The sequence below is a fragment of the Stutzerimonas stutzeri genome (assembly GCF_013522825.1).
In the GTDB taxonomy this organism is placed as follows: domain Bacteria; phylum Pseudomonadota; class Gammaproteobacteria; order Pseudomonadales; family Pseudomonadaceae; genus Stutzerimonas; species Stutzerimonas stutzeri_AK.
This window is the reverse complement of sequence record NZ_JAAMQZ010000015.1, coordinates 45,166-71,978: the sequence shown is the minus strand read 5'-3', so window position 1 is coordinate 71,978 and position 26,813 is coordinate 45,166. Positions and strand designations below refer to the sequence as shown.

The 26,813-nt window shown below is 63.4% G+C and carries 21 protein-coding genes; 17 read left to right on the top strand and 4 right to left on the bottom strand.

The annotated features are described in order from the left end of the window. Positions 1-65 precede the first annotated feature (65 nt). Complete coding sequence (locus tag G7020_RS11445; RefSeq protein WP_181084474.1) at positions 66-1,490, bottom strand: undecaprenyl-phosphate glucose phosphotransferase; 1,425 nt, start codon at positions 1,488-1,490, stop codon at positions 66-68. 366 nt (positions 1,491-1,856) lie between these two features. Here G7020_RS11445 and yegS point away from each other — a divergent pair, with 366 nt between their 5' ends. The 3 genes from yegS to G7020_RS11430 all read left to right on the top strand — a co-directional run bounded on the left by yegS (position 1,857) and on the right by G7020_RS11430 (position 4,689). Then, entirely contained in the window at positions 1,857-2,786 is a 930-nt protein-coding gene (gene yegS, locus G7020_RS11440; RefSeq protein ID WP_181084472.1) for a lipid kinase YegS, read from the top strand. 144 nt (positions 2,787-2,930) lie between these two features. After that, complete coding sequence (locus tag G7020_RS11435) at positions 2,931-3,863, top strand: chemotaxis protein CheV (protein ID WP_181084470.1); 933 nt, start codon at positions 2,931-2,933, stop codon at positions 3,861-3,863. A gap of 22 nt (positions 3,864-3,885) precedes the next feature. Continuing rightward, positions 3,886-4,689, top strand: coding sequence for an MOSC domain-containing protein (locus G7020_RS11430; RefSeq protein ID WP_181084468.1), 804 nt, complete (start codon positions 3,886-3,888; stop codon positions 4,687-4,689). A gap of 210 nt (positions 4,690-4,899) precedes the next feature. On the opposite strand, the gene G7020_RS11425 is transcribed toward G7020_RS11430, so the two are convergent. Then, positions 4,900-6,828: a transglycosylase SLT domain-containing protein gene (locus G7020_RS11425; RefSeq protein WP_181084466.1), complete on the bottom strand. Its 1,929-nt coding sequence runs from the start codon at positions 6,826-6,828 to the stop codon at positions 4,900-4,902. Between the two features lie 243 nt (positions 6,829-7,071). Here G7020_RS11425 and G7020_RS11420 point away from each other — a divergent pair, with 243 nt between their 5' ends. Together G7020_RS11420 and G7020_RS11415 are read left to right on the top strand one after the other, a co-directional pair. After that, on the top strand, positions 7,072-8,985 hold the full coding sequence (locus G7020_RS11420) for an ATP-binding cassette domain-containing protein (RefSeq protein ID WP_181084464.1): 1,914 nt from the start codon (positions 7,072-7,074) through the stop codon (positions 8,983-8,985). Between the two features lie 127 nt (positions 8,986-9,112). After that, complete coding sequence (locus tag G7020_RS11415) at positions 9,113-9,805, top strand: DUF6901 family protein (protein ID WP_181084462.1); 693 nt, start codon at positions 9,113-9,115, stop codon at positions 9,803-9,805. 137 nt (positions 9,806-9,942) lie between these two features. Here G7020_RS11415 and G7020_RS11410 read toward each other — a convergent pair whose 3' ends face one another. Beyond that, positions 9,943-10,383: a universal stress protein gene (locus G7020_RS11410; protein WP_181084460.1), complete on the bottom strand. Its 441-nt coding sequence runs from the start codon at positions 10,381-10,383 to the stop codon at positions 9,943-9,945. Positions 10,384-10,590: 207 nt separating this feature from the next. On the opposite strand from G7020_RS11410, the gene G7020_RS11405 reads away from it, so the two are divergent. The 3 genes from G7020_RS11405 (at position 10,591) to G7020_RS11395 (ending at position 12,642) form a co-directional block, all read left to right on the top strand. Next, on the top strand, positions 10,591-11,064 hold the full coding sequence (locus G7020_RS11405; RefSeq protein WP_181084458.1) for an MFS transporter: 474 nt from the start codon (positions 10,591-10,593) through the stop codon (positions 11,062-11,064). A 289-nt stretch (positions 11,065-11,353) separates the two neighbouring features. Beyond that, entirely contained in the window at positions 11,354-12,136 is a 783-nt protein-coding gene (locus tag G7020_RS11400) for a class II glutamine amidotransferase (protein ID WP_181084456.1), read from the top strand. Then, the gene (locus G7020_RS11395) at positions 12,130-12,642 is read left to right on the top strand and encodes a DUF2937 family protein (protein ID WP_181084454.1); all 513 of its coding nucleotides are present in this window, start codon (positions 12,130-12,132) and stop codon (positions 12,640-12,642) included. Before G7020_RS11400 ends, G7020_RS11395 begins: the two co-directional genes overlap by 7 nt. 24 nt (positions 12,643-12,666) lie before the next feature. Here G7020_RS11395 and G7020_RS11390 read toward each other — a convergent pair whose 3' ends face one another. Further along, positions 12,667-13,482, bottom strand: a complete 816-nt coding sequence (locus G7020_RS11390) for a hypothetical protein (RefSeq protein ID WP_181084452.1) — start codon at positions 13,480-13,482, stop codon at positions 12,667-12,669. A 355-nt stretch (positions 13,483-13,837) separates the two neighbouring features. Here G7020_RS11390 and G7020_RS11385 point away from each other — a divergent pair, with 355 nt between their 5' ends. From G7020_RS11385 to G7020_RS11345, 9 genes are all read left to right on the top strand, one after another. Further along, a complete protein-coding gene (locus G7020_RS11385; protein WP_181084582.1) occupies positions 13,838-14,329 on the top strand; it encodes a sigma-70 family RNA polymerase sigma factor in 492 nt (163 codons plus the stop codon). Next, positions 14,326-15,282, top strand: coding sequence for a FecR domain-containing protein (locus G7020_RS11380; RefSeq protein ID WP_181084450.1), 957 nt, complete (start codon positions 14,326-14,328; stop codon positions 15,280-15,282). Before G7020_RS11385 ends, G7020_RS11380 begins: the two co-directional genes overlap by 4 nt. Before the next feature lie 148 nt (positions 15,283-15,430). Continuing rightward, on the top strand, positions 15,431-17,899 hold the full coding sequence (locus G7020_RS11375) for a TonB-dependent siderophore receptor (RefSeq protein WP_181084448.1): 2,469 nt from the start codon (positions 15,431-15,433) through the stop codon (positions 17,897-17,899). 188 nt (positions 17,900-18,087) lie between these two features. Further along, positions 18,088-18,591 (top strand): sigma-70 family RNA polymerase sigma factor, encoded by a 504-nt coding sequence (locus G7020_RS11370; RefSeq protein WP_181084447.1) that lies wholly within the window; start codon positions 18,088-18,090, stop codon positions 18,589-18,591. Beyond that, complete coding sequence (locus G7020_RS11365; RefSeq protein ID WP_181084445.1) at positions 18,588-19,514, top strand: FecR domain-containing protein; 927 nt, start codon at positions 18,588-18,590, stop codon at positions 19,512-19,514. Before G7020_RS11370 ends, G7020_RS11365 begins: the two co-directional genes overlap by 4 nt. 262 nt (positions 19,515-19,776) lie before the next feature. After that, positions 19,777-22,173 (top strand): TonB-dependent siderophore receptor, encoded by a 2,397-nt coding sequence (locus G7020_RS11360; protein ID WP_181084443.1) that lies wholly within the window; start codon positions 19,777-19,779, stop codon positions 22,171-22,173. 148 nt (positions 22,174-22,321) lie between these two features. After that, complete coding sequence (locus G7020_RS11355; protein WP_181084441.1) at positions 22,322-23,488, top strand: efflux RND transporter periplasmic adaptor subunit; 1,167 nt, start codon at positions 22,322-22,324, stop codon at positions 23,486-23,488. Beyond that, positions 23,482-25,428: a MacB family efflux pump subunit gene (locus G7020_RS11350; RefSeq protein ID WP_181084439.1), complete on the top strand. Its 1,947-nt coding sequence runs from the start codon at positions 23,482-23,484 to the stop codon at positions 25,426-25,428. Before G7020_RS11355 ends, G7020_RS11350 begins: the two co-directional genes overlap by 7 nt. 11 nt (positions 25,429-25,439) lie before the next feature. Further along, positions 25,440-26,813 (top strand): efflux transporter outer membrane subunit, encoded by a 1,374-nt coding sequence (locus G7020_RS11345; RefSeq protein WP_181084437.1) that lies wholly within the window; start codon positions 25,440-25,442, stop codon positions 26,811-26,813.

Genomic DNA, 26,813 nt, shown 5'->3' with positions numbered 1-26,813 from the left:
TGCGCGGAACACACATTCCATAGTGGCTCGTTTCATGGGTTCATTCCTTTGCGCACGGCGGTTCGTCAGTAGACGTCCCGGTTGAACAGCAGGGCGGGAATGGTTCGGGCCAGAATGTAGAGGTCGAACCAGACCGACCAGCGTTCGATGTAGTCCAGGTCGTACTCGACGCGCTTCTCGATCTTTTCCAGGGTGTCGGTTTCGCCGCGATAGCCGTTGATCTGCGCCCAGCCGGTGATGCCCGGCTTGACCCGATGGCGTGCGGAATACTCGGATACGGCGTCTTCGAACAGCACGCCAGCGGCCTTTGTCGCCGTTGCATGGGGGCGCGGACCGACCATCGACATGCTGCCCAGGAACACGTTCAGCAACTGTGGCAACTCGTCCAGGCTGGTCTTGCGGATAAAACGACCAACGCGGGTGATGCGGTCGTCGTCACGGGTGGTCTGGCGCTCGGCATTGGCATCCGAGCGGGCATGGTACATCGAGCGGAATTTGTAGACCTCGATCAGCCGGTTGTTGTAGCCGTAGCGCTTCTGCTTGAACAGCACCGGGCCTGGAGAGTCGAGCTTGATCGCCAGGGCGAGCAGCAGCATCACCGGCGCGGCGGCCAGCAGGGCCAGGCTGGAGAGAATGATGTCCTCGATGCGTTTGAACATCGGCGACCAGCCGCGCAACGGCAGGTCCGAGGCGATCAGCGTGGGCAGACCGGCAACCTCGGTGATGCGCTTGTTGGCGTGGCGGAAGGCAACCATGTCGGGGACCAGCAGCACATTGACCGGCAGCTTGCGCAGTTCGTTGATCACCTGGCCGATGCGGCTGTCGGCGAACCAGGGCAGGGCGACCAGCACCTGGGTGACTTTCTCCTCGCGGATCATCTGCTCAAGGTCGCGGGTATTACCCAGCAGCGGCAGATTGGCGAGCTGCTTTGGCAGGCGCTCCAGACGGTCGTCGATGAAGCCGAGCACGCCGGTGCGAATATCACGATGATGGGCCAGGTACTCGGCCACGCGCACACCGTTGTCGGTGCCGCCGAGAATCACCGCATTCTGCAGGTACACGCCCTTGGCCATGAGGCGGCGGAACAGGGCGAGCATCAGCATGCGCTCAGCGCCGAACAGGACGGCACTGGTCATGAACCAGAACACCAGGTGCCCGGTTTCCAGGTAGCTGAACATGCCGAGCCCCTGGTGCATGAAGATCAGCAGGCTGAACGCCGCCGCCCAGGCCACCAGCATGGTGCGGAAGCGCAACAGAGTGCTGAACACCTCTTCGCTGTAGATGCCCACCGATTGAAAGATCACGACGCTGATCACGCCGAAGAACATCAGGAAGGTGCTGAAAGTACCGCCGGCGATGGGCAGAAACAGCAGGAGCAGGATACCTGGCAATACCGCTGTGAGTCCGTGGATCAGGCGAATGCTGGCAAGAAAGTAATCGATGAAACTGGGGTGGGCGTACTCAAGGGTTCCAACGGACTGTAAGCGCATACAAGGCTCCTTCCTTCGGCTATTGTCAGCTCAATGTTCTCGTTTAGATCGCCGCGATCCGCGGTTCTGAATGACAGGCCGCTGTTGCAAGCTTTCAACCGGACAACTGCTCCGACCACCCCCCGTGAAATGAGTTCAGCGCAGGCGTACAAAGTGGCGATTTGTTGGCAGGAATTAAGCGGGCAGCCCAAGCGATTGAAATAAAAGGAATAATTATTTGTAACGGATCCCGTTAAGGGATTCGGCTGAGCGTTTCTGATCATCGGTCGAGGTGCTGGGGCGCGGTTTGAGCGAACACCGCAGCGCTCACAACTTATTGCACGCAGGCGGGTCCTAGCTCTCGGTCAACTACAGGAATTCATGGTCATGAACGTATCCGGGGCGTTGCTGATTCTTCATGGAAAGCAGGCGCTCAATGACGAGGTGCGCACGGCGGTCAATGCCTGGCGACAGCTTGATCGACATCTGGCGGTACGCGTGACCTGGGAGCCCGGCGATGCTCAGCGCCTGGTTCAGCAAGCGCTGGATGAAGGCTATCGGACACTGGTTGCCGGCGGCGGCGACGGCATGCTGTGTGAAGTCGCTCAGGCGTTACTGGAGTCGGGTGTGGATGCGAGCCTGGCGCTGCTGCCGTTGGGCACGGCCAATGATTTCGCCCATGCCGCCGGCATCCCGCTGGAGCCCTTCGATGCCCTGGCGTTGCTGGAGCGTCCGCCGGTGCGGATCGATGTCGGCGAGATGAACGGCGAGCCGTTCATCAACATGGCCACGGGCGGCTTTGGTTCGAAGGTGACGGCCAGCACCTCCGAGGAACTGAAGAAGGTGCTGGGCGGCGGCGCCTACCTGCTGACCGGCCTGTCGCGCTTCAGTGAAATCCGTTCGGCCTGGGGACGCTTTAGCGGGCCGGATTTCACCTGGGAAGGGGATTTTCTCGCAATGGGCATCGGTAATGGGCGCCAGTCGGGGGGTGGGCAATTGCTCTGTCCGCAGGCGCTGGCCGATGATGGCTTGCTCGACCTGTGCATCGTCCCGGCGCCAGTCGACGCGGTGGGTACTCTGGGTACCTTGCTGAGCGGAGGCTTGCGGGGGATCGACAGCGTCTCGGTGAACGCGCGTCTGCCCTGGCTTGAAATCGAGGCGCCGGAAGAGATCGATATCAACCTCGACGGCGAACCGGCGGCGGCGAAGCACATGCGTTTCTCCGTAAAGGCCAGGGCCTTGCGGATGCATCTGCCCGTCGATTGCCCCCTGCTGAGCGATGCCACGCTGTACGAAATGCGCAATCTGCCTCGTTGAAGCATCCAGAGAGCGGTGTGATGGCATTGCGCTATTGGCTGGCGGGGCCGATGATGGGCAGGACAAATTGGTGCTGGGCCACATAAAGCGTCGAGCCTTGCTGCCGATAGCCCTTCATGTCCCGTATTCAACAAGGAGTCCTTCATGGCCGGCATTCTCGATTCAGTCGATCAACGCACCCGGTTGGTAGGCCAGAATCGCCTGGAAATCCTCATGTTCAGGCTTTCGGGCCGGCAGAAGTTCGCCATCAACGTGTTCAAAGTGCAGGAGGTGATGCAACTGCCGAAGATGACGCTGATGCCGCATCGTCATGGTTCGGTGTGCGGCGTGGTCAACCTGCGCGGACAAACGCTGCCGGTCATCGACCTGTCGCGCGCCATTGGTTTGCGTCCCCTGGTGCCCGACGAGAACAGCACCATCATCGTCACTGAATACAACCGCTCGGTGCAGGCTTTTCTGGTCGGAGGCGTGGATCGCATTCTAAACCTCAACTGGGAAGAGGTGCTGCCGCCGCCGACGACGGCGGGGCGCCAGCATTACCTGACAGCCATTACCAAGGTGGAAGACCAACTGGTCGAAGTGATCGACGTCGAAAAAGTGCTTGCGGAAATCGTGCCCTATGACACCAGCATCTCGCCCGAGCGCCTCGCCGATCCGGTACTCGAACGCGCCAGAGGCCGTGAAGTGCTCTGCGTCGATGATTCGAACGTCGCACTGGCGCAGTTGCGCGAAACCCTCGGTCAGCTCGGTATCGCTGTGCATTCCGCCAGTGACGGTTTGAAAGGACTGGGCAAGCTCAAGGCCTGGGCCGATGCCGGCGAGGTATTGACCGACAAGCTGCTGATGGTCTTCACCGATGCGGAAATGCCGGAAATGGACGGCTACCGCCTTACCACCGAGATTCGCAACGACCCGCGTCTGCGCGATCTGTACGTGGTCCTGCACACCTCGCTGTCGGGCAGCTTCAACCTGGCGATGGTAAAGAAGGTCGGTTGCGACAATTTCCTCTCCAAGTTCCAGCCGGAGAAACTGGTCGACGTCGTTCGTGAGCGTCTGCTGCAGGACGAACCCAACTGAGTTGATAAAAGTCGAGAGCGCCATGCATCTGTCCGCACTCTATCGCTACCCCCTCAAGTCCGGTGCGGGTGAAAGGCTCGATCAGGCATGGTGCGGATCGCTCGGGTTGCATGGCGACCGGCGCTGGATGCTGATCGACGCAAGCAATGGGCGTTTTCTCACCCAGCGTTCACTGCCGGCCATGGCGCTGCTGCAACTGCGCTGGCAGGGCGAGGCGGGCGTGCGGCTGAATGCGCCCGGTATGCCCGAACTGCAGGTGCCTGTGCCGACGGCCTCGGCACCCCTGCGTGGCGCCTTCATCTGGGGCGAGGTGCGGCGCGTACCGGACTGCGGCGATCACGTGGCCGAATGGCTGGGCCGCTTCCTCGGTCGCGCGGTGCGCCTGGTGTATCTGCCTGAGGCCGACGCCATCCAGATCGACCGGAACTTCGCCGAAGACGGCGAGCTTACCGCCTTCACCGATGGCTTTCCCTTCCTGCTGATCGGCCAGGCATCGCTGGATGACCTGTGTGCGAGGATCGGCAGGCCGCTGGACATGCTGCGCTTTCGCCCCAGCCTGGTGGTCGCCGGTGCCGCGCCCTATGCCGAGGACGACTGGAAGCGCATCCGCATCGGCGCCATCGAGTTTCGCGTGGTCAAGCCCTGTACCCGCTGCGCGATTCCGCTCCTCGATCCCGCCACGGCGCAGCGCAGCCCTGACCTAGAGCCCATGGCCACGCTGCTGACCTATCGCAAGAGTCGTGACGGCGTGCTTTTCGGTCAGAACCTGATCGCCGAGGGAACCGGAGAGCTGATCGAGGGGATGCCGGTGGAAGTCCTGGCGTAAGAACCTGTTCAAAGTCTGCTGCGCGTCGGCACTGCTGCGTTAAAAACAGGCTCGGACTACTCATTTACAGCTGTAAACTCCGCGTGATTCGCTGCGCTCACCCTGCGGGCCAGCCTGCGGCTGTTACTTCGCTACGCTACGTTTCTCGCCTGTTTTTGCCTTGCATTGCTCTAGCTCGCGAGACTTTGAATAGGTTCTAAGCGGCGCGCGTCACTGTGTATCGAAATAACGCTCGTGCCACTCGATGAGTGGCTGTGGTGAATTGAGCTTTTGCCCGTAGATGACCGAATAGGTCAGCACGTTCTGCACATATTGGCGCGTTTCATCGAAGGGGATGTTTTCGACCCAGACGTCGAAGGGCAGATGCTCGGCGTTTTTCAGCCATTGGCGCACCCGGCCCGGCCCGGCGTTGTAGGCCGCCGAGGCGAGCACCCGGTTGCCCTTGAACTGACCGTAGATCTGGCTGAGATAGGCCGTGCCCAGCTGGATATTGGTGTTGGGGTTGAGGACCTGTTGGGGCGATGAAAGGGGAATGTTGAAGCGCTTGGCGGTTTCCTGCGCGGTGGCCGGCATCAGCTGCATCAGCCCCGTGGCGCCGACGTGGGAGCGGGCATCGGCCATGAAGGCGCTTTCCTGGCGGGTGATGGCGAAGACCCAGCTTGGATGGATGTCCCGTGCCTTTGCGGCGTTGAGCAGGCTGCTGCGATGGGCCATGGGGAAGCGGATATCCAGATCATCCCAGTACTGCGCCTGGCTGATGGTGCGGATCGCCGGGAAATACCATTCCATTTCGTAGGCCAGGCGCGCCTGGGCCACCAGTTCGTCGCGGCTGAACAGGCGGCTGACGTGATACCACTCGCGGCGACCATCGACGATCTGCCCGCGCGCATGGAATTCCAGGGCGCGACGAATGCCGGCGGTGTTGCGCACCTTGCGCACCACCTTCGGGTCCAGCTTCAGCGGCTGGTGATTGAAGGTGTAAGGCGCCTGGATGCGGTCGGCGGAAAGGAACCCGTAGAAATCCCGCTCGGTGGCGACGGGCTGGTAGAGCAGGGCGGCCTGCTTGTCGTTGGGCTGCGCCAGTTCCAGGCTGCGCGCCTGCCAGTAGCGCCAGCGGTTGCTGCTGGCCAGCTCTTCGGGGAAGCGCCGGGTCAGGGCATGCGCCTCATCCCAGCGGCCCAGGCGCAGCAGCAGGCGCGCGCGCCATTCGCTGACCGTGTTGTCGCGCAGGTGCGGGTCATAGTCGGCCATGACCGCCAGCGCACGGGCATCGAAGCGCTTGGCCAGGGTCAGGCCGATCTGCCGGGCGATGGCGACCTTTTCTTCCTCTGAGAACGACAGGCGTCGGGCGTAGCCATCGAGCAGGGCGAGTGCCTGTTCCGGGTTCTGCCGTGCCAGGCGGCGCAGACCGATCGAGACGATATCGCCCGTGGTCCGGCTGGCCGGGGAAAAGCGTTCAGGTTGATTCAGCAGTTGCGGTTTCTGCGCGATCTCGATCAGGCGTTCGCCCTGGGATTTGAGCGTCGGCAGGTTTTTCGCCAGGAAAGCGGCCAGGCCGTTGTTGCCGCTCTCGACGGCCAGCTTGAGGCGCTGCCAGCGCAGGTCTTCGGTGAGTTGCCCGGCAGCGCTCCAGCGCTCGAACAGCGGGTCGCAGGCATTGTGCTGCGACTTGCCGACCAGCCAGAGCCGCTGGGCGGTGGCATAACCCTGCTGCGTATGGCCATTGGCAAGCTGGTACTGGCCGAACAGGCAATCCAGTTCGGTGAAGTTCATCTTGGGGTCGTAGTGGCTGACGAAGGGCTGCCAGTCACCGCGAGCGGCCAGCAGTCGCAGCCAGCGCAGCTTCATCCAGCTGATCTGGGGCAGGTCGCCGTGCTCGGCGAGGAATTTCTCGACCTCATCATTGCTGGCCGATTTGAGTCGCGCAGTCAGGTCGTCATAGGCCAGGTAGGGTTCGAGCGGATAGTCCCGCAACGCACTGGCGTAACGCCGATAAGGCCCGCTGTTACCCTTGGCCAGCGCCTGCTTGGCCTCGTCGTAATAACGACGTTGCTGCTCAAGAGTGGCGGCGTGGGTGGTCTGAAAGGTGACGGCAGCGAGCAGCAGGCAAAGACAGAAACTGGAGAGGCGACCGCGCATGATACTTCCGGAAACGGGGCAGGGATGTTCTGCGGCTAGCTTAGCGTGGCCCGTCAGGCAGTTAAATGCGGATTAAGCTCTTGAAACAAACAAAGCCGGACTTCCGACAAAGGGGGGCTTCGCGTTTGTCGAGGTTCATGGCCGCGCCTCCGCTGGCTGGTCATTGAAAAACCTGAACGTTGGCAACGCGGGTAGTTTCCTGGCGGTCTGTTAGACTGCGCGCCCTGTTTTCCGGAGGTAGCCATGACCCTGCTCAAGTTGACCGATGTGTCCCTCGCCTATGGCACCCATCCCCTGCTCGATGGCGTGTCCTGGCAGATTGCGCGGGGTGAGCGGGTGTGCATCATCGGCCGCAACGGCACGGGCAAATCCAGCATGCTGAGCCTGGTCAAGGGCACCCAGCTGCCGGACGACGGCGAAATCTGGCGTGCGCCGGGGCTGAAGATCGGCGAATTGCCGCAGGAATTGCCGCTGGCCGACGAACGTACGGTGTTCGACGTGGTGGCCGAGGGCTTGTCCGGCGTGGGCCAGTTGCTCGCCGAATACCATCACCTGAGCCAGAACATTCGCGATGACGCGGATCTGGACAAGCTCATGCACGTTCAGCAAGCGCTCGAAGCGAAGGATGGCTGGCGTCTGCAGCAACTGGTCGACAGCACCCTGAGCCGCCTGCAGCTGCCTGCCGACAAGACCCTGGCCGAGCTGTCCGGTGGCTGGCGTCGACGTGTGCTGCTGGCCCAGGCGCTGGTGTCCGAACCCGACCTGCTGCTGCTGGACGAGCCCACCAACCACCTGGATATCGGCGCCATCGCCTGGCTGGAAGAAGCGCTGCTCGGCTTCAATGGCGCGGTGCTGTTCATTACCCACGACCGTGCCTTCCTGCAGAACCTGGCCACGCGCATTCTCGAACTCGACCGTGGGCGCATGATCGACTGGAACGGCGACTACGCCAGCTTCCTGGTGCACAAGGAGCAGCAGATGGCGGCGGAAGAAACCGCCAACGCGCTGTTCGACAAGAAGCTGGCCCAGGAAGAGGTCTGGATTCGCCAGGGCATCAAGGCCCGCCGTACCCGCAACGAGGGGCGCGTGCGTGCGCTCAAGGCATTGCGCGTCGAACGCAGCGAACGTCGCGAAAAGCAGGGCAGGGCCAATATCCAGATCGAAACGGCGGAAAAGTCCGGCAAGCAGGTCATCGTCGTCGAGCATGCGAGCTTTGCCCATCCGGGCGGCGAGCCGCTGATCCGTGACTTTTCCATGGTGCTGCAGCGTGGCGACCGTATCGGTCTGCTCGGCGCCAACGGCACCGGCAAGACCACGCTGCTCAAGCTGCTGCTGGGCGATCTGCAGCCGACCAGCGGCAAGGTGGAGGCCGGCACCAAGCTGGAAGTGGCGTATTTCGACCAGTTGCGTCACCAGCTGGATCTGGAAAAGACCGTCATCGACAACGTTGCCGAGGGCCGCGACTTCATCAGCATCGATGGCCAGAGCCGGCACGTACTGAGCTATCTGGGCGACTTCCTGTTCAGTCCGCAACGCGCGCGTACACCGGTGAAAGCGCTGTCTGGTGGTGAGCGGGCACGACTCTTGCTCGCCAGGCTGTTCAGCAAGCCGGCCAACCTGCTGGTACTCGACGAGCCGACCAATGATCTCGATGTGGAAACCCTTGAACTGCTGGAGGAAGTGCTGCTGAGCTTCCAGGGTACCGTGCTGATGGTCAGCCACGACCGTGCCTTTCTCGACAATGTGGTCACCAGCACCCTGGTGTTCGAGGGCAATGGCGTGGTGCGCGAATACGTCGGTGGTTATGAGGACTGGCTGCGCCAGGGTGGTTCGCCACGCTTGCTGGGCGTTGCCGAAACCCTGGCCGAAGCGAAAGAAGCCAAGGCCAGTGCCGAGCCCGCTGCAGTTGCGCCGGCTGTTGTAGAGACGGCGCCGGCAAAGAAGAAACTCAGCTACAAATTGCAGCGTGAGCTGGAAGCGCTTCCCGGCAAAATCGATGAGGTGGAAAAAGCCATCGAGGCGTTGCAGGTGGAAATCTCGGGCGCGGCTTTCTATCAGCAGTCAGCCGAAACGACGGCTGCGGTCCTGGCCCGCCTGGAGACCCTGCAGCAGGAACTGGACGGATTGCTGGAGCGCTGGGCCGAGCTGGAAGAATAAGCGGAGCGTTCGAGGGCTGCGGCAGCGTCTATCAGTCAACATACAAGGTCGACTTCATGAGATGGATCAATGTCAGCCAGGCCGTAGTTAAGTGATGATTCGTTTTTGCCATCATGATGGAGCATAAATGGCTATTGAATATCGCATCACCCTGGATGATGAACACACCTTCAGTTATCGGATCGAACTGGATCGTGAGTACGACAGGGCAATGGCTGCCCAGGCGCCGAAATGGACGCGTCTCGAACATCAGCGCTGCGTCAATTGCCCGTTGAGCCGGGATGATTTCAGCCATTGCCCGGCGGCGGTGGATCTGCATCGGGTGGTCGAGGATTTCCAGGGGCTGCCGGCGGTGCAGAAAGCATCGGTCTGGGTGCGTACGCCGGAGCGTGAATACAACAAGCTGGTTGGGCTGGATGAAGGGTTGCGTGCGCTTCTGGGCGTGATCATGGCGACCAGCGCCTGCCCGGTTCTGGCGAAACTCAAACCTATGGCGCAGCAGCATCTGCCCTTTGCCAGCAACCATGAGTTCGTGCTGCGAGCCGTATCCCTGTATCTGGCCAGGCAATATTTCAACCTGCGCGAAGGCCGGCATGCCGACTGGGAATTGCGCGGCCTGGTGCATTCATTTCAGCAACTGCAACTGGTCAATCAGGCGTTCTGGCAGCGCATCCACGCCACCTGCCATGGCGACTCCAACCTGAAAGCCTTTCTCACGTTCTTTTCCATGGCAACCAGCCTGACCTACTCCCTGGAAACCCAGTTGCAGAAGATCAGGCCGCTGGTGATGAGTGCCGGTGAGGGGGTGGAAGTCGCCTGAGGCAGGTGCTGAAAAACTGGCTGCGTTGGCAATACGTCGTTAAAAACAGCCTCGTCTTGCCTGCCTCGGCTCGGGCTTCCTGCTTCGCCTCTGCATCCATGCAGTCGTCGCCTACGTTTTCAGTGGCCTGCCGGGGCTCACTCGGCTTTTTTCAGGCGCACCGCGAGCACGTCGCAGGGCGCGCCATGAAGAATGTCGTTGGCGGTTGAACCAAGCAGCAGCGCCAAACCATGGCGACCATGGCTGCCCACCACGATCAGGTCGCAATTGTTTTCCTTGGCCAGGCGGTGGACTTCCTGACGAGGTTGCCCATACGCCAGGTGTTGCTGTTCGGTTGCCAGAGCTGGGTAGCGGTCGGCGAAGCCTGCGATGCGCTCGCGCGCCTGATCGAACTGCTGTTGCTGGAGCATCGACAGGTCCATCGGAACATCGCCGCCGAACGCCATGGCCATGGGTTCGATGACATGCACCAGCGCCAGGCTGGCGTTGCTCGCCGTCGCCAGAGCCTGGGCCCGTGCAACGACCGGATGGCATTCGTCGGTGAGGTCGATAGCGACCAGAATGTGCTGGTAGGTCATGAGGACTCTCCTGGCTGTACTGATTGTGGCAAGTATGGCTCTTGCTGCGCATGGGGGGTGCAGCTTTTGTTTTCAGCGTTTATACGGCGTTGCAAGCAGCGTGGCCAGTGACATTGCATCGCGTGGTTGACGGCCAGAAAGGCTTCTGGCTGTTATCATGCGCGGCGTCAATGCCGGTGCGCGCTCCGACTCATACAAGAGACTTCCATGTTCCTGATCGCCAATGAATATCTGCTTGCCTGGACGGCCTACGGAGTGGCTGCGCTGGGCTGCCTGCTGGTGTGGTTCCGGATGACCCGTCCCCTGTGGCGCTGGCTGCGTGAACCCTTGCGACTGATCGTCGCCGTACTGTTGCTGACGCCGACCATCGTCGATCCGGAGCAGGAGCTTTTCGCCCCTGCGGTGGCCATTACCGCGCTCGATCTGCTGTTCGGTGTCGGCGCCAACGCCTGGCGTGCAGTCGCCGATCTGGCGCTCTACGGGCTGATCGCATTTGCCCTGTATGCTGTGCTGGTGGCGCTGCGCTGGCCAATCGAACGTAGCCTCAGACGCCGCCGCGAAGCCGCCGCTGCCGACGAGGACCCGCGCACCCTGCGTGAACGGCTCGATGAAGCCGAAGACGAGGACGAGGCCTACAGTCCCGCGAACCGCTACCAGACCAGAACCGAACCCCGCCTGTGACCTTAGGGTTTGTTGACGTTTCATCGCGTCCGCGCCGGAGCCTGTTTTTGCGCGAGGCAAGGCACGAGGAGCGAAGTTTGGTCGTTTCAAATAAGCGACGAGAAACGCCGCATCGCGCAAAAACAGGCCCGGCCCTTAGGGTTGCGCGGCAAATGTCGCCATGCGGCGTTGCGGGACTTGGCAAGGGAACCACCATTACCTGCGTCCCGCGCCTTGCCTGGCGACATTTGGCGCTGCAACGCGGATTGCGCTGAAACGTCAACAGACCCTAACCCGTTCGGAGATCGCGATGTGTGAACTGCTCGGCATGAGCGCCAATGTGCCTACCGATATTCATTTCAGCTTTACCGGGCTGATGCAGCGTGGCGGGCGTACCGGCCCGCACCGCGATGGCTGGGGCATCGCCTTCTACGAAGGGCGCGGCCTGCGTCTGTTCCAGGACCCGGTGGCCAGTTGCGAGTCGGAAGTGGCGAAGATGGTCCAGCGCTACCCGATCAAGAGCGAAGTGGTGATCGGCCATATCCGTCATGCCAATGTCGGCAAGGTGGCGCTGGTCAATACCCATCCTTTCGTGCGCGAACTCTGGGGGCAGCACTGGTGTTTCGCGCACAACGGCCAGTTGGCCGATTTCCAGCCGCCGAAGGGTTTCTACCGTCCGGTTGGCGATACCGACAGCGAAGCAGCCTTCTGCGACCTGCTCAACCGCGTGCGCAGCGATTTCCCCGAGCGTGTCGAGGCCCGGGACCTGCTGCCGCACCTGCTCGACGCCTGCGCCGGTTACCGCGCCAGGGGCGTGTTCAATTGCCTGCTGAGCAATGGCGAGTGGCTGTTCAGTTTCTGTACCACCAAGCTGGCGCAGGTCACCCGGCGTGCGCCTTTCGGCCCGGCGCAATTGAAGGACGCCGAGCTGACCGTGGACTTCACCGCCGAAACCACGCCTGACGATGTGGTCACGGTGCTGGCGACCGAAGCGCTGACCGACAACGAGCAATGGGACATCCACCAGCCGGGCGAGTGGACGCTCTGGCGGCTGGGCGAGTGCATCGCACGCGGGCAGGTGTCGTCATGCTGAGAAGCTATCTGCGTCTGAGCCTGTTCGCCCTCGGCCTGCTGATCGGCGTGCAGGTGCCGGGCTTTATCCAGGCCTATGCCAATCACGTCGAGGCTCGCCGACTGGAGGCGCAGCAGGGGCTGCAGGGGTTCGAGTCGACGGCGGGGCGCTTCTTTCAAGGTGATCTGGATGCACTGGTCGAACACTATCAGGCCAGCGAAGACCCGGTGATTCAAAGCGATGCGCAGAGCGTTGCCGGGCTGGTGGAGCGGGCGCGATTGCTGGAGCGTGAATGGCGCTTCATGCAGGGGCCCTGGTATACCCAGGCCTGGCATGTGCTGTTCGGGGCGGATCAGAGCATTCGCGGCCAGGTCTGGAACAGTTATCGCTTTCAGGTAATGCTGGCGCCGGAAGCGATTGCCTGGGGGCTGAGCTGGGCACTGCTTGCGGCCTGGATTGGCGAAAGTCTCTTCCTGCTGCTGCGTGGACTGTTGTTTCCGCGCCGTCGGCAGCGGCTGTTTCGCTGAGGTGAGCAGGGTGCTGTTGTCCCATTACGGCACAGCCGAGCGCAGGTGGATGGGGTGCCGTTTCTGCAGGCTCACCGGTGGTTCGAATACCTGCGCGTAATGTTCCCTGGCCAGTTGCCGGATGAGTCCGGCATCCCTGGCTGCCAGCATTGCTTCATGCAGTAGCCGATGCACTTCGGGCAGAGTGGGTGAGACGTAGAGAATATGGTCCTGCTCGTAAACGAATACCAGATTGCGCTCCATATCCAGCTCGGGGTGCAAACGCCACTCTTCGCTCATTTCATGCACGCCACGGGGCAGGTAGTCGAGCCCGCGTGACGCTGAGGCTACCATCCGGTAGAGCCGTCGCCAGTCACCGCTGATGGATTTCAGCGGCAGCTCATTGCTTTCCCAGACTGCCCGGTCGGCCCATGCTTCGCCCATGGCAGCGATCTTGCCCAGTTGCTGGAAATCCTCAAGGCTGCGCACCAAATCATAGTCCGGCTGGCTGCCCTTGGAGATGAAGAGGATGCGCTGGTTGACCAGGTTGTCGGTCATGCCGACAGGCACCTGAAGGAACTTGTGGTCACGCTCAGCCGTCCGGCCGAGAATCAAGGCACTGATTTCGCCACGCTTGAGCATGACTTCCAGGCGGGTCATGGGAATGTCGCCTTGGTCGGTCGTTTCCTCGATTGTCACTTGATGGCCGATGGCTTCCAACGCACCTCCCAGCAGCAGCCGGGCATAGGCGATAGCGTCTGGTGAACCTCCCAGTTTCAGGGTCAGCGGAGGGCTTGCCTGGGCACTGGCAGCCACGGTTATCAGCCAATAGAGGGCCAGCCAAGAGATGATCAACCGCACCAGTCGCCTGCAGGTACGGACTGGTGTGGGCGAACCATAGGGGGTGGTATACGACGTGCTCGTGGTCATGATGATGAGGGTAGGACGGTTTGATGCAGCGTACCACTGTCGCCCGCAGTGTCATGTGTCGTCGAACATGTGGGCAGGGAAAGGCACAGCACATGGCTACCCTTCAATCCGGGCCGTATTGGTGCGGCCAGGTCCAGAAGCGGCGGGGCGTTCGGCGGCGCCGGCGCTGATCCGGACATTTGCCATTCCCAAGGTATCACGCCTCCATTAAGATGCGATCGATTCTTATCTGCATCGCCTCTTCTGGGAGTTCCGGGTGTCCATCACGTTTCCTGATCCAGCCTTGATGCACCGGCGGGTGCATGGCCTTTACCTCGATCACCACGGCTGGTTGCAGAGCTGGCTGCGCCGCCGCCTGGGTGACCGTGAGCGAGCAGCCGATATCGCTCAGGACACCTTTCTGCGCCTGCTGACCACCGGCCGCTTGCCGGCAGGCGGGGAAGGGCGCAGTTATCTGGTCCAGATCGCGCGCAACCTGGTGATCGACCAGTGGCGTCGTCAACGCATCGAGCAGGCCTACCTCGACAGCCTCGCCGCGCTGCCCGAGCCGGAAACCCCCTCGCTGGAGACCCGCGCCATGATCGTCGAGACCCTCATGCAGATCGATGCGATGCTCGACAGCATGCCCGGGAAAGTGCGTGAAGCCTTCCTGCTTTCGCAGTTCGAGGGGCTTACCTATGTGCAGATCGCCGAACGCCTGCAGGTCAGCGTCAGCTCGGTGCAGAAGTACATGCTGCGCGCCATCCAGGCCTGCTATCAGGTGCTCTACGCCGAATGAACCGTTCTGCCGAAGCACCCGTCGCGCCCGCTATCGTCGAGCAGGCCAGCCACTGGTTGGTGCTGCACTGGGACGGCGGGTTGGATGAATCCCAGCGCCGCGCGTTCGAGGCCTGGCAGTCTGCCGACACCGAGCATCGACGGGCCTGGCAGCGCCTGGAGCAGCTGCAGGGCACCCTGGCGGCAGTGCCGGCCAGTACCGCCCGCCAGGTGCTGCGTGAACTGCCAGACGCCCATCGGCGCCAGACGCTGAAACTGCTCGGCTTGCTCTTGGTCGCCGGCGGTAGCGGCTACGTCGCCCACTCGCAGCTGCCCTGGCGCGAGGCCATGGCCGATCTGCGCAGCGCCACTGGTGAGCGCCTGCAACGTACCCTGGCCGATGGCAGCCGGCTGAGCCTGAACAGCGGTAGCGCGGTGGATATCCTGTTCAGCGCCCATGAACGTCGCATTCGTCTGCTGGCCGGTGAGCTGCTGCTCGACAGCGGTCATGACATGGCCGACCGTCCACTGATCGTCGAGACCTCTGCCGGTGAGATCCTGGCCCTGGGCACACGTTTCGCGGTTCTCGAAACGGACGGTGGCAGCCGCGTCGATCTGTTCGAAGGTGAGCTGGAGCTGCGCCCCCGGCATGCCGCCGCCAGCCGTTTGCAGGCCGGCCAGCGCCGCTGGTTCAGCGCGGCGTGCCTCGGCGAAGTCGAACGGGCCGACGTCAATGCGGCCGCCTGGAATGAGGGCAGGCTGGTGGCCGAGCGCATGCCGCTCGGCCGCTTCCTCGCCGAGCTCTCGCGCCACCGTCCCGGCGTGCTGCGCTGCGATCCGGCCGTCGCCGCCCTGGAGCTGACCGGTGTATTTCCGCTGGCCGACACCGACCGCGTGCTGACCGCCTTACAGCAGTCACTGCCGATCAAGGTTCACAGCCTGACCCGCTACTGGGTGACGGTCATGCCCGCGTAGGGTGAAAAACGGCGCAGCCTTTTCCACCGTTCAGCCTGAGCGTGGAGTAAACAGAGAATATTTTTATCGCCCCATTGTCGATTTCGTCGCCTCGCTCGGGATACCTCTTGAAACCAATCAAGAAGCATTCTCAGGGGGACGATTCAGAATGCCGCACCTGCCCGCAACCAACCCTTCCCGACTGACCCTGGCGGTTCGCCGAGCCTTGCTTGCCAGCCTGCTGATGGCCAGCCCATTGCTGCTCGCACCGGCCGCTCAGGCCCAGCCCGCCGCCAGCCAGCAAGCCCGAGCCTATGCCATTCCCGCCGGCCCGCTTGACCAGGCGCTCAACCGCTTCGCCAGCGAGGCGGGCATCCTGCTGTCGGTGAATGCTCAGCTCACCGCCGGCAAGCGTAGCCAGGGACTGAATGGTAGCTACGTGGTGAACGAAGGCCTGGCCCGCCTGCTAGCCGGCACCGGACTGCGGGCGTCCAGCAACGATGGTAACTATGCGCTGGAAGTGGCGGTGGATAGTGGTGATGCGCTGGAGCTGGAGGCGGTTACCGTGACTGGTGCCCAGCTCGGCGCTACTACCGAAGGGACCGGCAGTTACACCACCGGCTCGACCAATACTGCGACCAAGATGAACCTGTCACTACGCGAAACGCCGCAGTCGGTGAGCGTCATTACCCGCCAACGGATCGAAGACCAAAACCTGGCCAACCTTAATGATGTGGTGCAGAACACCCCTGGCCTGACCCTGCGCCGTACCGGCCCCGAGCGCTCCTCGTACTATGCCCGCGGATTCTCCCTCGACAACATCATGTACGACGGCCTTCCCACCAGCCTGGACAGTTCCCAGGTGTCCCAGGACCTGCTGTCCGCCGACATGGCCATGTATGACCGGGTGGAAGTCGTGCGCGGCGCTACTGGCCTGATGCAAGGTGCAGGGAATCCCTCTGCGGCCATCAACCTGATCCGCAAGCGGCCGACTCGCGAGTTCCAGGCCAGCATCGAAGGTAGCATGGGCACCTGGGATAGATACCGCACCGAGGTCGATGTGGCCGGTCCCCTGAACGATACCGGGACCGTTCGAGGCAGGATGGTGACGGCGTATCAGACCGGCAATAGCTTCCGGGATACGCTGAACAACGAGCGCAGCCTTTTTTATGGAATCATGGAGGCCGACCTCAGCGACAGCACCACCTTGACGCTGAGCGCCTCCCGCCAGCAGGACAACAACAACGGCAACGGCTGGACTGGCATTCCGGTAGGTTTCGACGGCAGCGACCTGCATCTGTCGCGCTCGACCTCGCTGAGCAATGACTGGGAATACTGGGACAAGACCAGCACCTCGGCCTATGCCGCGCTGGAGCACGTCCTGGACAACGGGTGGAAGCTCAATCTCTCGGCCACCAGGACCTGGGCCGACCTGGACATGCTGGGCACCTATATTCTCGGCCGCACCGCCACCAAAACCCATGACCAATTCGTCGGTGCCGGACATTATCGGGAGACCCAGAACAGCTTTGACGCCTACGCCAGTGGACCGTTCCGCCTGATGGATCGTGACCATGAACTGGTCGTCGGCGCCAGTCACCGGCGCGTGCTGTTCCGCGGTGACGTGCCCAACAACATCTTGCTGAACAGCAACATCGACATCTACGACTGGGACTCGGGCGCCACACCGAAACCGGAGAGCCAGGAGAAGCACCGCTGGCAGAATACCGATGCCAGGCTCAACAGCTTCTACGCCACCACCCGCCTGAGCTTGGCCGACCCGTTGAAGCTGATCCTGGGCAGCCGCCTGGACTGGTATGAAAACAACACCAGCGCGCCTTACAAAGGCGCCGCGGGCGACAGCCCGGAGCTGAAGGTCACCCGGCATGTCACCAAGTACGCAGGCCTGATCTACGATCTGGATGAGCATCACAGCGTCTATGCCAGCTATACCGATATCTTCAAACCGCAGAGCTACGTGGATGCCTCCCGCAATGTCATTGCCCCCATCACCGGCAAGAACTATGAGCTGGGCATCAAGGGCGAATACTTCGATGGCGCCTTGAACGCATCGGCTGCCATCTTCCAGATCGACCAGGAAAACCGCGCCAAGTCCATTACCGACACGGATCTTTGCCCTAGCTATCCGACCACTCTGTGCTATGAGGCTGCGGGGAAAGTGCGCAGCAAGGGTATCGAATTGGAAGTGCAGGGCCAGCTGACACGAAACTGGCAATTGGCAGCCGGTTACACCTTTGCCGAGGCCAAGTATCGCAAGGATACAAAACCGGAGAACGAGGGCCGCCTGTTCGACACCGATATTCCACGGCACCTGTTCAAGATGAGCACGTCCTACACTCTGCCTGGGCAATTCAACCAGTGGCGTGTAGGTGCCTCCCTGTACCACCAGAACCGCATCTACAACAAGAACACCACCTACATGATCGAGCAGGATGGCTACACCCTGATGGACTTCATGCTGGGCTTCAAACCGACCGAGCGCATCGACGCTCGCCTCAACCTGAACAACGCGTTTGACAAAAAGTACTACAACTCCCTCAGTTCCTCGGTCACTGTGCCCAGCAACGTCTACGGTGATCCGCGCAACCTGATGCTATCGGTCAAGTACAGGTTCTGACCGAGCTACACCCAGGCCTCGACTGATCAGCAAGTAGGGCGGAAACCGCGAAACGTTTCCACCCTACGCTCGACTTCACCCTCCGGGCTGTCTTCGTAATCACCCCAGCGCCCATTCCCAACAGCCCGCCTAATCCGTAGAATTGCGAAGCATTCCCATTTGCATCAATGATTCGACTGGAGGGCGGGATGTCCACGGCATCCACCGACACGGCTTTGCACGTGCTTTATCGTGACCATCACAGCTGGCTCAATGGCTGGTTGCGCCAGCGTCTGAACAATTGCGCCGATGCTGCGGACCTGGCGCAGGACACCTTCGTCCGGGTGTTGGTCGCGCGTACCGCTGACAATCTGCGCGAGCCGCGCCACTATCTTTCCACCGTTGCCCGCGGTCTGGTGATCGATCTATACCGGCGCCGATCCCTGGAGCAGGCCTATCTGGAAGCACTCGCCCTGCGTCCCGAACAATATGCGCCGTCGGCCGAGGAGCGCGTCGCGATCCTCGATAGCCTGATGGCCATCGACCGCCTGCTCGATGGCCTCGGCGCCCGTACCCGAGCCATTTTCCTCGCCGTGCAACTGGATGGCCTGACTTATGAACGAGCTGCCGAGCGGGTCGGGGTTTCGGTCAGCACGGTGCGCAAGCACCTGACCATCGGCCTGCTGCATTGCCTGCAACTGGAGGAGGCGTGAAGGCCGCTCTCGCCAAGGCGGTGGACTGGTATGTGCGCCTGCACGACAGCGCCGCCAGCGATACCACGCGTGCCGACTGGCAGGCCTGGCTGGCCGCCGATAGCCGCCATGCCGAAGCCTGGGCGCGCATCGAGTTGCTGCAGCGACAACTCGGCCAGGCGCCCGCCGGCGCCTCCAGCGCCCTGGAAAGTGCGCGTCGGGATCGACGCAATGCGCTGAAAACCCTCGCGCTGTTGCTGGGTGTTGGGGTGATTGGCTGGCAGGGCTACCAGGTCTCGCCGTGGAGTGCCGATTACGTCACCCAGGTCGGCCAGCGCCGACAGCTGATCCTGGCCGATGGCAGCCGCCTCGACCTCAACACCGATACCCGCGTGGATGTCCGCTTCGATGCTGGACGACGCCTGATCCAGCTGCACCAGGGCGAAATCCTCGTGGAAACCGCCAAGGACTCGCGCCCACTGAGCGTACAGACCGCGCAGGGCCAGGTGCTAGCGCTCGGCACCCGCTTCAGCGTGCGCCAGGGCGAAGGGCTCAGCCAGGTCATGGTCGCCGCCAATGCCGTCGAGATTCGCCCGGCCCTGGCCTCTCGGCAGGCCGTGCGCGTGGAGGCGGGGCGGGGCCTGAGCTTCTCCGCCCAGGGCGCCGGTCCGTTGCAACCGATGCCGGCCGATATCCAGGCCTGGACGCAAGGCATGTTGGTGGCCGTGGACTGGCGGCTGGACGATCTGCTCGCCGAACTGTCGCGCTACCGCCCCGGCTACCTTGGCTGCGCGACGGACATCGGCGGCATGCGCCTTTCCGGCGCCTTCGACGTGGACGACAGCGAAGCCGCCCTGGCCAGCTTGCAGGATGGGTTGCCGATTCATATACGCCGGCTGACCCGTTACTGGGTACACATCGAAGCTGGGCGAGGCGGCGCCTAGGCTTTGTACGAAAAGTGTCTGCGCTCGGTGATGCTGCGTTGAAATCGCTCTCAGAATGCTCATTTACAGCACGTAAACTGCGCTTCTTCGAGCGATTTCGCCTTGCCTGACCTTCGATCGACGACTTTTCGTACAGAGCCTAGCTCGATACGAGCCCGGACAAATTTTTCATCCGAGGGGTAACAGATTTTCATTCCTGCTTCGGCTCCATGTTCACGCGTGCAGCAGACGCCGCTCATGCCAACCCGAACAGGATTCCACCATGCCCCAACACCCTTCGCCCCTCGCTCGCAGCATTCGCCACGCGGCACTGGCACTAAGCCTTGCCGGCTCGCTACTGACCAGCGCAACGATTTCAGCCGCGCCCATTGGCTATGACATACCCGCCGGCAGCCTGGCCGCCACCCTCAGCCGGTTTGCTGCCGCCAGCGGTGTGACCATCAGCTTCGGTAGCGAGGAAACCGCTGGCCTGCACAGCAATGGCCTGCAAGGCGAATACGAGGTGGAGCAGGGTTTTGCCCAGCTGCTGCAAGGCAGTGGTCTGCAGGTACAACGCGCCGCTGACAAGCGCTACGTGCTGGTTCGCCGCAGCCAGGGCGCCGCGCTGGAGCTGGATGAGACTACCGTGATCGGTACGCAGTCTGGCGCCACCACCGAAGGCACCGGCAGCTACACCACCGGTTCGACCAGCACGGCGACCGGCCTGAACCTGTCGATGCGCGAGACGCCGCAGGCGATCAGCGTCGTCACCCGCCAGCAGATCGAGGATCAGAATCTCACCGACGTGGCCCAGGTGCTCGAGCAGACCCCCGGTGTGGTGGTCAACAGCATGGGGCCGGCTGGCAGCGACGCCAACCAGATTTACGTGCGCGGCCTGGAGATCGACAACATCCAGGTCGACGGGATCAATCGCACCGACAGCTACGGCTTTGGTGACGACCTTGCCGACATGGTCATCTACGACCGCGTCGAAGTGGTGCGCGGCGCCACCGGGCTGATGTCCGGCACCGGTGACCCCAGCGCCACCGTCAACCTGATCCGCAAGAAGCCGACCCTGGAGACGCAGCGCAAGCTGACCGTGCAGGCCGGCTCCTGGGACAGCTACCGCACCGAACTGGATGTGTCGGGCAAACTTTCGGAAAGCGGTCATGTACGTGGCCGTTTCGTCGCCTCCAAGACCGACAGCAAGAGCCATGTCGACCGCCAGGCGCTGGAGAAACAGGTGGCCTATGGGGTGCTGGAGTGGGACATCAGCGATGCCACCATGCTGACCGTGGGCGCTGAATATCAGGACATGGATAACGACGGTGCCGGCAACCACGGCTTCCCGATGTACTACACCGATGGCAGCCATTTCAAACCATCGCGTTCGTTCAACTCCGGCGCTGACTGGAGCTATCACAAGCGCGAGAACAAAACGCTGTTCACTACCCTGGAGCACGCGCTGGGCAATGGCTGGCAGGTGAAGTTCAACGCCGAGCACAGCCGGCGCAGCTATGACGATGCCTTCGCCACCGCCGCCAGCGGCACGGTCAACGCCGATGGCAGCGGTATCGAAACCTGGACCGGGCGCTGGGCTGGCGATCCGCGCCAGACCTCGTTCGACCTGTCCGCCACCGGACCCTTCGAGTTGTTCTCCCGCGAGCACGAACTGCACCTGGGTGCCAGTCACACCAAATCCTATTACCGTGACTACGGTTACGACCTCTGGACGTACCAGACCATCGACGATATCCACAACTGGGATGGTTCGTTGCCGGTGCCATCTGAGATCCACGCCAAGACGATGGAGAGTGCAATGGATGAGACCCAGCTGGGCCTGGTCGCCGCGGCTCGCTGGAGTCTGGCCGACAGCCTCTCGCTGATCACCGGCGCTCGGGTGATCAACTGGCAGCGTGATAAGACATCGCGAACCTTCGCCAGCGGCGAAGTCAACACCACCCGGGAACAGGAAAATGGCATCGTCACGCCGTATGTCGGCCTGATCTACGACCTCAATGAAAACTGGTCGGCCTACGCCAGCTACACCACCATCTTCAAGCCGCAGGATCGGCAACAGTTCGACCGCACCTATCTGGAGCCGAAGGAAGGTGAGGCCTACGAGATGGGCATCAAGAGCGAGTTCTGGGACAAGCGCCTGACCGCCGGCCTCAGTGTGTTCGAGGTGCGCCAGGACAACATGCCTGTTGCAGATCCTGTCAACTCGGGCTTCTACACCGCCGAGTCCGGCACGAAAACCCGCGGCTTCGAAGTCGAGATGGCGGGCGAGATCCTGCCGGACTGGCAGGTATCGGCCAGCTACTCCTATGCGGTGATCAAGGATTCTGACGACAAGCGCCTGCTCACCGAAACCCCGCGCGACACCCTCAAGCTGTTCACCACCTATCGCCTGCAATCGGTGCCGAAGCTGAAGATCGGTGGCGGTGTGCGCTGGCAGGGCGAGGAGTACTACAAGAACTCCGGCCCGGGTAACGCCACCTTCACCCAAGACCCTTACAGCGTGGTGGACCTGATGGCGCAATACGCCGTCACCCCGGCCACCAGCATGTCGCTGAACCTCAACAACGTGCTCGACGAAACCTACTACTCGGCCATCGGCTCACGCGGCTGGTACGGCACGCCACGCAGCTTCACGGCCACACTGGCGCACGCGTTCTAGCCAACGGGCGGAAAAAGCGTCCCTTCGGCACGCAAACAGCTCATCACCTCCGAGCCGGTTCGACGGTGGCACCCTAGCACTGTCGAACCGGCTCGGCCCGGTGATCAGGGATGCTTATCCAACGCTCAGACAGAGGTCGAGCCCACACATGTCGTTTTCCCTTCCCGCCAGCCGGCGTCGCTGGCTGTTCATCGCATCGCTCCTGATACTGCTATGTCTTGGAGGCTGGTTCAGCCACAGGCCGGCCATCGCCTATGAAACCGTCACCGTCGCGCGCGGCGATGTGGCGGCCACGGTGGTTGCCATCGGCACCTTGCAGCCGCGTCATTCGGTGGACGTCGGCGCCCAGGTGTCCGGGCAGATCATGCGCCTGCACGTGGAGCCGGGTGACCGCGTCGACAAGGGTCAGTTGCTCGCCGAAATCGACGCCAGCCTGCACGAAGCCACGGTGGAGGCCGATCGCGCCGCGCTGGATGGCCTGCGCGCGCAACTGGCCGAGCAGCAGGCGCAGCTCGACCTGGCGCGCCAGCAACATCGCCGCCAGCAGCGCCTGCTGGCCGACGAGGCGACCCGTGAGGAAGACGTGCAGATCGCCGTGGCCACCCTGCGTTCGGCCACGGCCCGCCTGCAACGGCTGCGTGCGCAGATCGCGGAAGCCCAGGCGCGGTTGCGCGGCAACGAGGCGCAGCTCAGCTACACGCGCATCTACGCACCGATCGCCGGCTCGGTGCTGGGGGTCGACGTCAAGCAGGGCCAGACCCTCAACGCCACCTACCAGACGCCGACGGTGATGCGCATCGCCGATCTGTCCAGCATGACCGGCTGGACGCGCGTCTCCGAGGCCGATATCCGTCGGGTCAAGGCCGGCCTGCCGCTGTACTTCACTACCCTAGGTGGTGATGAACGTCGCTGGCACAGCAGGGTGCGCCAGGTGCTGCCGGCGCCGCCGGTGACCAACGCTGGCCAGAGCGAATCGAGCGGCGCCGCCGAACCGGAGAAGGTGGTGCAGTACACCGTGCTGTTCGAGGTGGACAACGATGACGGCGAGCTGATGCCGCAAATGACCGCCCAGGTGGTGTTCGTCACCGCCTCGGCCAAGGGCGTGCTCACTGCGCCGCTGGATGCCTTGCAGGGCAAACCGGGCAGCTATCAGGTGCGCATTCTCGGCGACGACGGGCAGCCCGAACTGCGCGCGGTGAAAGTCGGCACGCGGGATCGCCAGGTGGCGGAAATTCTCGATGGCCTGCACGAGGGCGAACGCCTGGTGACCGGAGAAGTACAGGCCGAGGTCGGCATGTCGAGGTTCCAGTGGTAGCGCCGCTGATCGAGCTGCAGGGCCTCCGCCGCACCTACGGCGGCGACGACGGCGCACCGGCGGTGGACGTGCTGCGCGGCATCGACCTGTCGATCCTGGCGGGCGAGTTCGTCGCCATCGTCGGCACTTCCGGTTCCGGCAAGTCGACCCTGATGAACATCCTCGGCTGCCTGGATCGCCCCAGCGCCGGCAGCTACCGCTTCGCCGGCGAGGACGTGGCCGCCTTCGATGCCGATCAGCTGGCCTGGTTGCGCCGCGAGGCTTTCGGTTTCGTCTTCCAGGGCTACCACCTGATCGCCACCGAATCGGCACGCGAGAACGTCGAGGTGCCGGCCATCTATGCCGGCATGCCGAGCGAGCAGCGCCGCGAGCGCGCTTCGGTCTTGCTGCGGCGCCTGGGCCTGGAGGAGCGTCTGGAACATCGCCCCAACCAGCTCTCCGGTGGTCAGCAGCAACGTGTGTCGATTGCCCGGGCGCTGATGAACGGCGGACGCATCATCCTTGCGGACGAACCCACCGGCGCGCTGGACAGCCGCAGCGGCAAGGAGGTCATGGCGCTGCTGCACGAACTGGCCGATGCCGGCCACACCATCATCCTCATCACCCATGACCGCGACGTCGCCGCCCAGGCGCGGCGGGTGATCGAGATCCGCGACGGCGAAGTGATCGGCGACAGCGGCGCCACCGCCCCGGCCAATGCGCTGCCCGCGCCGGACATGCGCCAGGCCGGCCGTGACGGCGGCGCGTCCTTTCTCGGCGAGTTGGGCGAGATGCTGCGCGGCGCCTGGCGCGTGCTGTTGATCCATCGTTTCCGCACGGCGCTGACCCTGCTCGGCATCGTCATCGGCGTGGCCTCGGTGATAGTCATGCTCGCCGTCGGCGAAGGCGCACGGCAGAAGGTGGTCGCCGAAATGGGCGTGATGGGCGCCAACATGATGTACATCGGCAGCGACGTGCCACGCACCGGCGGCCCTGTCGGCGTGCTGACACTGGATGACTTCGCGGCCATCGGCGAGCTGCGTGAGGTGGCGCGGGTGATGCCGATCCTGCGCGACCCGGCGCTGATCCGCCATGGCCAGCAGGCGCTGCAGACCGAGGTGCTCGGCGTGGGCGAAGAGCTGCCGCAGATCCATCACTGGCCGGTGGCGCGCGGGCGCTTTTTCAGCGCCGCGGAGAACCGCGAAATCGCCCCGGTGGCGGTGCTCGGTCACGAGGTGTACACCAGCGTTTTCCCGGATGGCGGCGATCCGCTCGGCAGCATCATCCTGATCAACAGCTCGCCCTTCGAGGTGATCGGGGTAATGAGCGAGAAGGGTAGTGAAGCCGGTGGCAACTACCCGGACGAGCAGGTGCTGGTGCCGCACAGCACGGGCGTGGTGCGGGTCTTCCCCAAGCTGCGCGACGAGAGCTATGGGGCGATCGAGGTGAAGCGCAGCGAGCTGGTATTACCAGCGCAACGCGCAGTGGAAGAACTCATGCTGCAGCGCCACGGTCGCCAGGATTTTCGCGTGTACAACTCCGCCGCCAAGTTGCAGGCCGAGGCCAAGACGCGGCAGAGCATGACCCTGATGCTCGGCCTGATCGCCGCCGTGTCGCTGCTGGTCGGCGGCATCGGCGTGATGAACGTGATGCTGATGACCGTGCGCGAACGCACCCGCGAGATCGGCATCCGCATGGCGACCGGCGCACGCCAGCGCGACATCATGCGCCAGTTCCTCACCGAATCGGTGCTGGTCACCCTGGTCGGCGGCAGCGTCGGCGTGGCCAGCGGGTTGCTGTTCGGCGCTTTGCTGATCCTCTGGGAGGTGCCGCTGGTGTTCTCGCTGTCGGCGATGCTGCTGGCCTTCGCCTGCGCGGTGGGCACCGGCCTGGTGTTCGGCTACCTGCCGGCCAGGACTGCGGCGCGGCTCGACCCGGTGGTGGCGCTGGCCGTGCAATGACAGGACTTTCCATGACCCGATACCTTCTGCCGACGTTGTGCGGCGCGCTGCTGCTGGGCGGTTGCAGCCATACCGCCGAAACGCCGACCAGCCTGCCTGCTGTCCCCGACGAATGGCGCCATTCCCGGGACAGTGGAGAAACGCCGACCGATACCTGGTGGCGCGGCTTCGCCAGCGACGAACTGGACGCCCTGGTTGAGCAGGCCCTGAACGACAACCAGGACCTGGCCGCCGCCGCTGCGCGCCTGCGCCAGGCCGAAGCCAGCGCCCGTGCCGCCGGCGCCGCGCTGCTGCCGCGCCTGGACGGCAACCTCGGTGCCAGCCGCGAAGGCCGCTTGGGTGGCAATGGCGAAAATGCCGGCAACCGCTACGGCGGCGGCCTCGTCGCCCGCTACGAAGTGGATCTGTGGGGCCGCCTGGCCGCCGATCGTGACGCGGCCCGCGCCGAGCTGGCCGCCAGTCGCTTCGACCGCGAGGCCCTGCGTTTGAGCCTGACCGCCAGCCTGGTCGATACCTGGCTGCGTCAGGTCGCCCTGGCCGAGCGCCTGCGCCTGGCCGAACTCAACCTGAACAATGCCGAACGGGTACTGGCTGCCGTGCAGGCGCGTCAGGCGGCGGGCGCCGCCACGCCGTTGGAACTGGCCCAGCAACGTGGCCTGGTGGCCGAGCAGCGGCGCAACCGCGAAGCCCTGCGCCAGCAGGCCGACGACGTGCGCAGCGAGCTGGCTGTATTGCTGGGGCAGGGCGAGCCGGCGACGGTCTCCTCGGCCTCACTCGGGGCGCTGCAAGCACCCTCGTTTGTCTCCGGACTGCCCAGCGACCTGCTGCTGCGCCGCCCGGATCTGGCCCGCGCCGAGGCGCAACTGCGCGCAGCCGATGCCGACCTGCGTGCGGCGCGTGCCGCGCTGTTGCCGCGTCTGGACCTGTCCGCTGGTGCCAGCGGCACAGCCGGAAGTCTGAGCCGCGTTCTCGCCGGTCCGCTGTATTCGCTGACTGCCGCGCTGGCCGCGCCGATTTTCGACGGCGGCGCCCTGGCCGCCGCACGCGAGCGCAGCACGGCCCGCCGTGAAGAACTGCTGGCCAGCTACCGCCAACGCATCATCGAAGCCTTCGCCGATGTGCAGGTGGCGCTGAATGCCGGCACTGGCGTGGAAGCTCAATGGCAGGCCCAGCAAGCGGTTCAGGCCCAGGCCGAACGCGCCTTCCAACTGGCTGAACGGCGCTACCAGGCTGGCGCCGACGACTTGCTCAATCTGCTCGATGCCCAGCGCATCCTGTACGAGGCCGAAGACCGGAGCGTCCAGCTACGCCTGGCTCGCCTGCAGAGCCGCGTGGCGCTGGCCAGGGCGCTCGGTGGTGGCTGGCGTCAGGCAGACGCCCGCTGA

Bases quoted from the DNA above. Each gene is read 5' to 3' on its own strand.
- G7020_RS11445 (WP_181084474.1), bottom strand. From the start codon at position 1,490: ATGCGCTTACAGTCCGTTGGAACCCTTGAGTACGCCCACCCCAGTTTC.
- G7020_RS11435 (WP_181084470.1), top strand. From the start codon at position 2,931: ATGGCCGGCATTCTCGATTCAGTCGATCAACGCACCCGGTTGGTAGGC.
- G7020_RS11410 (WP_181084460.1), bottom strand. From the start codon at position 10,383: ATGACCTACCAGCACATTCTGGTCGCTATCGACCTCACCGACGAATGC.
- G7020_RS11370 (WP_181084447.1), top strand. From the start codon at position 18,088: ATGTCCACGGCATCCACCGACACGGCTTTGCACGTGCTTTATCGTGAC.
- G7020_RS11405 (WP_181084458.1), top strand. From the start codon at position 10,591: ATGTTCCTGATCGCCAATGAATATCTGCTTGCCTGGACGGCCTACGGA.
- G7020_RS11375 (WP_181084448.1), top strand. From the start codon at position 15,431: ATGCCGCACCTGCCCGCAACCAACCCTTCCCGACTGACCCTGGCGGTT.
- G7020_RS11345 (WP_181084437.1), top strand. From the start codon at position 25,440: ATGACCCGATACCTTCTGCCGACGTTGTGCGGCGCGCTGCTGCTGGGC.
- G7020_RS11360 (WP_181084443.1), top strand. From the start codon at position 19,777: ATGCCCCAACACCCTTCGCCCCTCGCTCGCAGCATTCGCCACGCGGCA.
- G7020_RS11395 (WP_181084454.1), top strand. From the start codon at position 12,130: ATGCTGAGAAGCTATCTGCGTCTGAGCCTGTTCGCCCTCGGCCTGCTG.
- G7020_RS11355 (WP_181084441.1), top strand. From the start codon at position 22,322: ATGTCGTTTTCCCTTCCCGCCAGCCGGCGTCGCTGGCTGTTCATCGCA.
- G7020_RS11380 (WP_181084450.1), top strand. From the start codon at position 14,326: ATGAACCGTTCTGCCGAAGCACCCGTCGCGCCCGCTATCGTCGAGCAG.
- G7020_RS11420 (WP_181084464.1), top strand. From the start codon at position 7,072: ATGACCCTGCTCAAGTTGACCGATGTGTCCCTCGCCTATGGCACCCAT.
- yegS (WP_181084472.1), top strand. From the start codon at position 1,857: ATGAACGTATCCGGGGCGTTGCTGATTCTTCATGGAAAGCAGGCGCTC.
- G7020_RS11385 (WP_181084582.1), top strand. From the start codon at position 13,838: ATGCACCGGCGGGTGCATGGCCTTTACCTCGATCACCACGGCTGGTTG.
- G7020_RS11400 (WP_181084456.1), top strand. From the start codon at position 11,354: ATGTGTGAACTGCTCGGCATGAGCGCCAATGTGCCTACCGATATTCAT.
- G7020_RS11430 (WP_181084468.1), top strand. From the start codon at position 3,886: ATGCATCTGTCCGCACTCTATCGCTACCCCCTCAAGTCCGGTGCGGGT.
- G7020_RS11425 (WP_181084466.1), bottom strand. From the start codon at position 6,828: ATGCGCGGTCGCCTCTCCAGTTTCTGTCTTTGCCTGCTGCTCGCTGCC.
- G7020_RS11415 (WP_181084462.1), top strand. From the start codon at position 9,113: ATGGCTATTGAATATCGCATCACCCTGGATGATGAACACACCTTCAGT.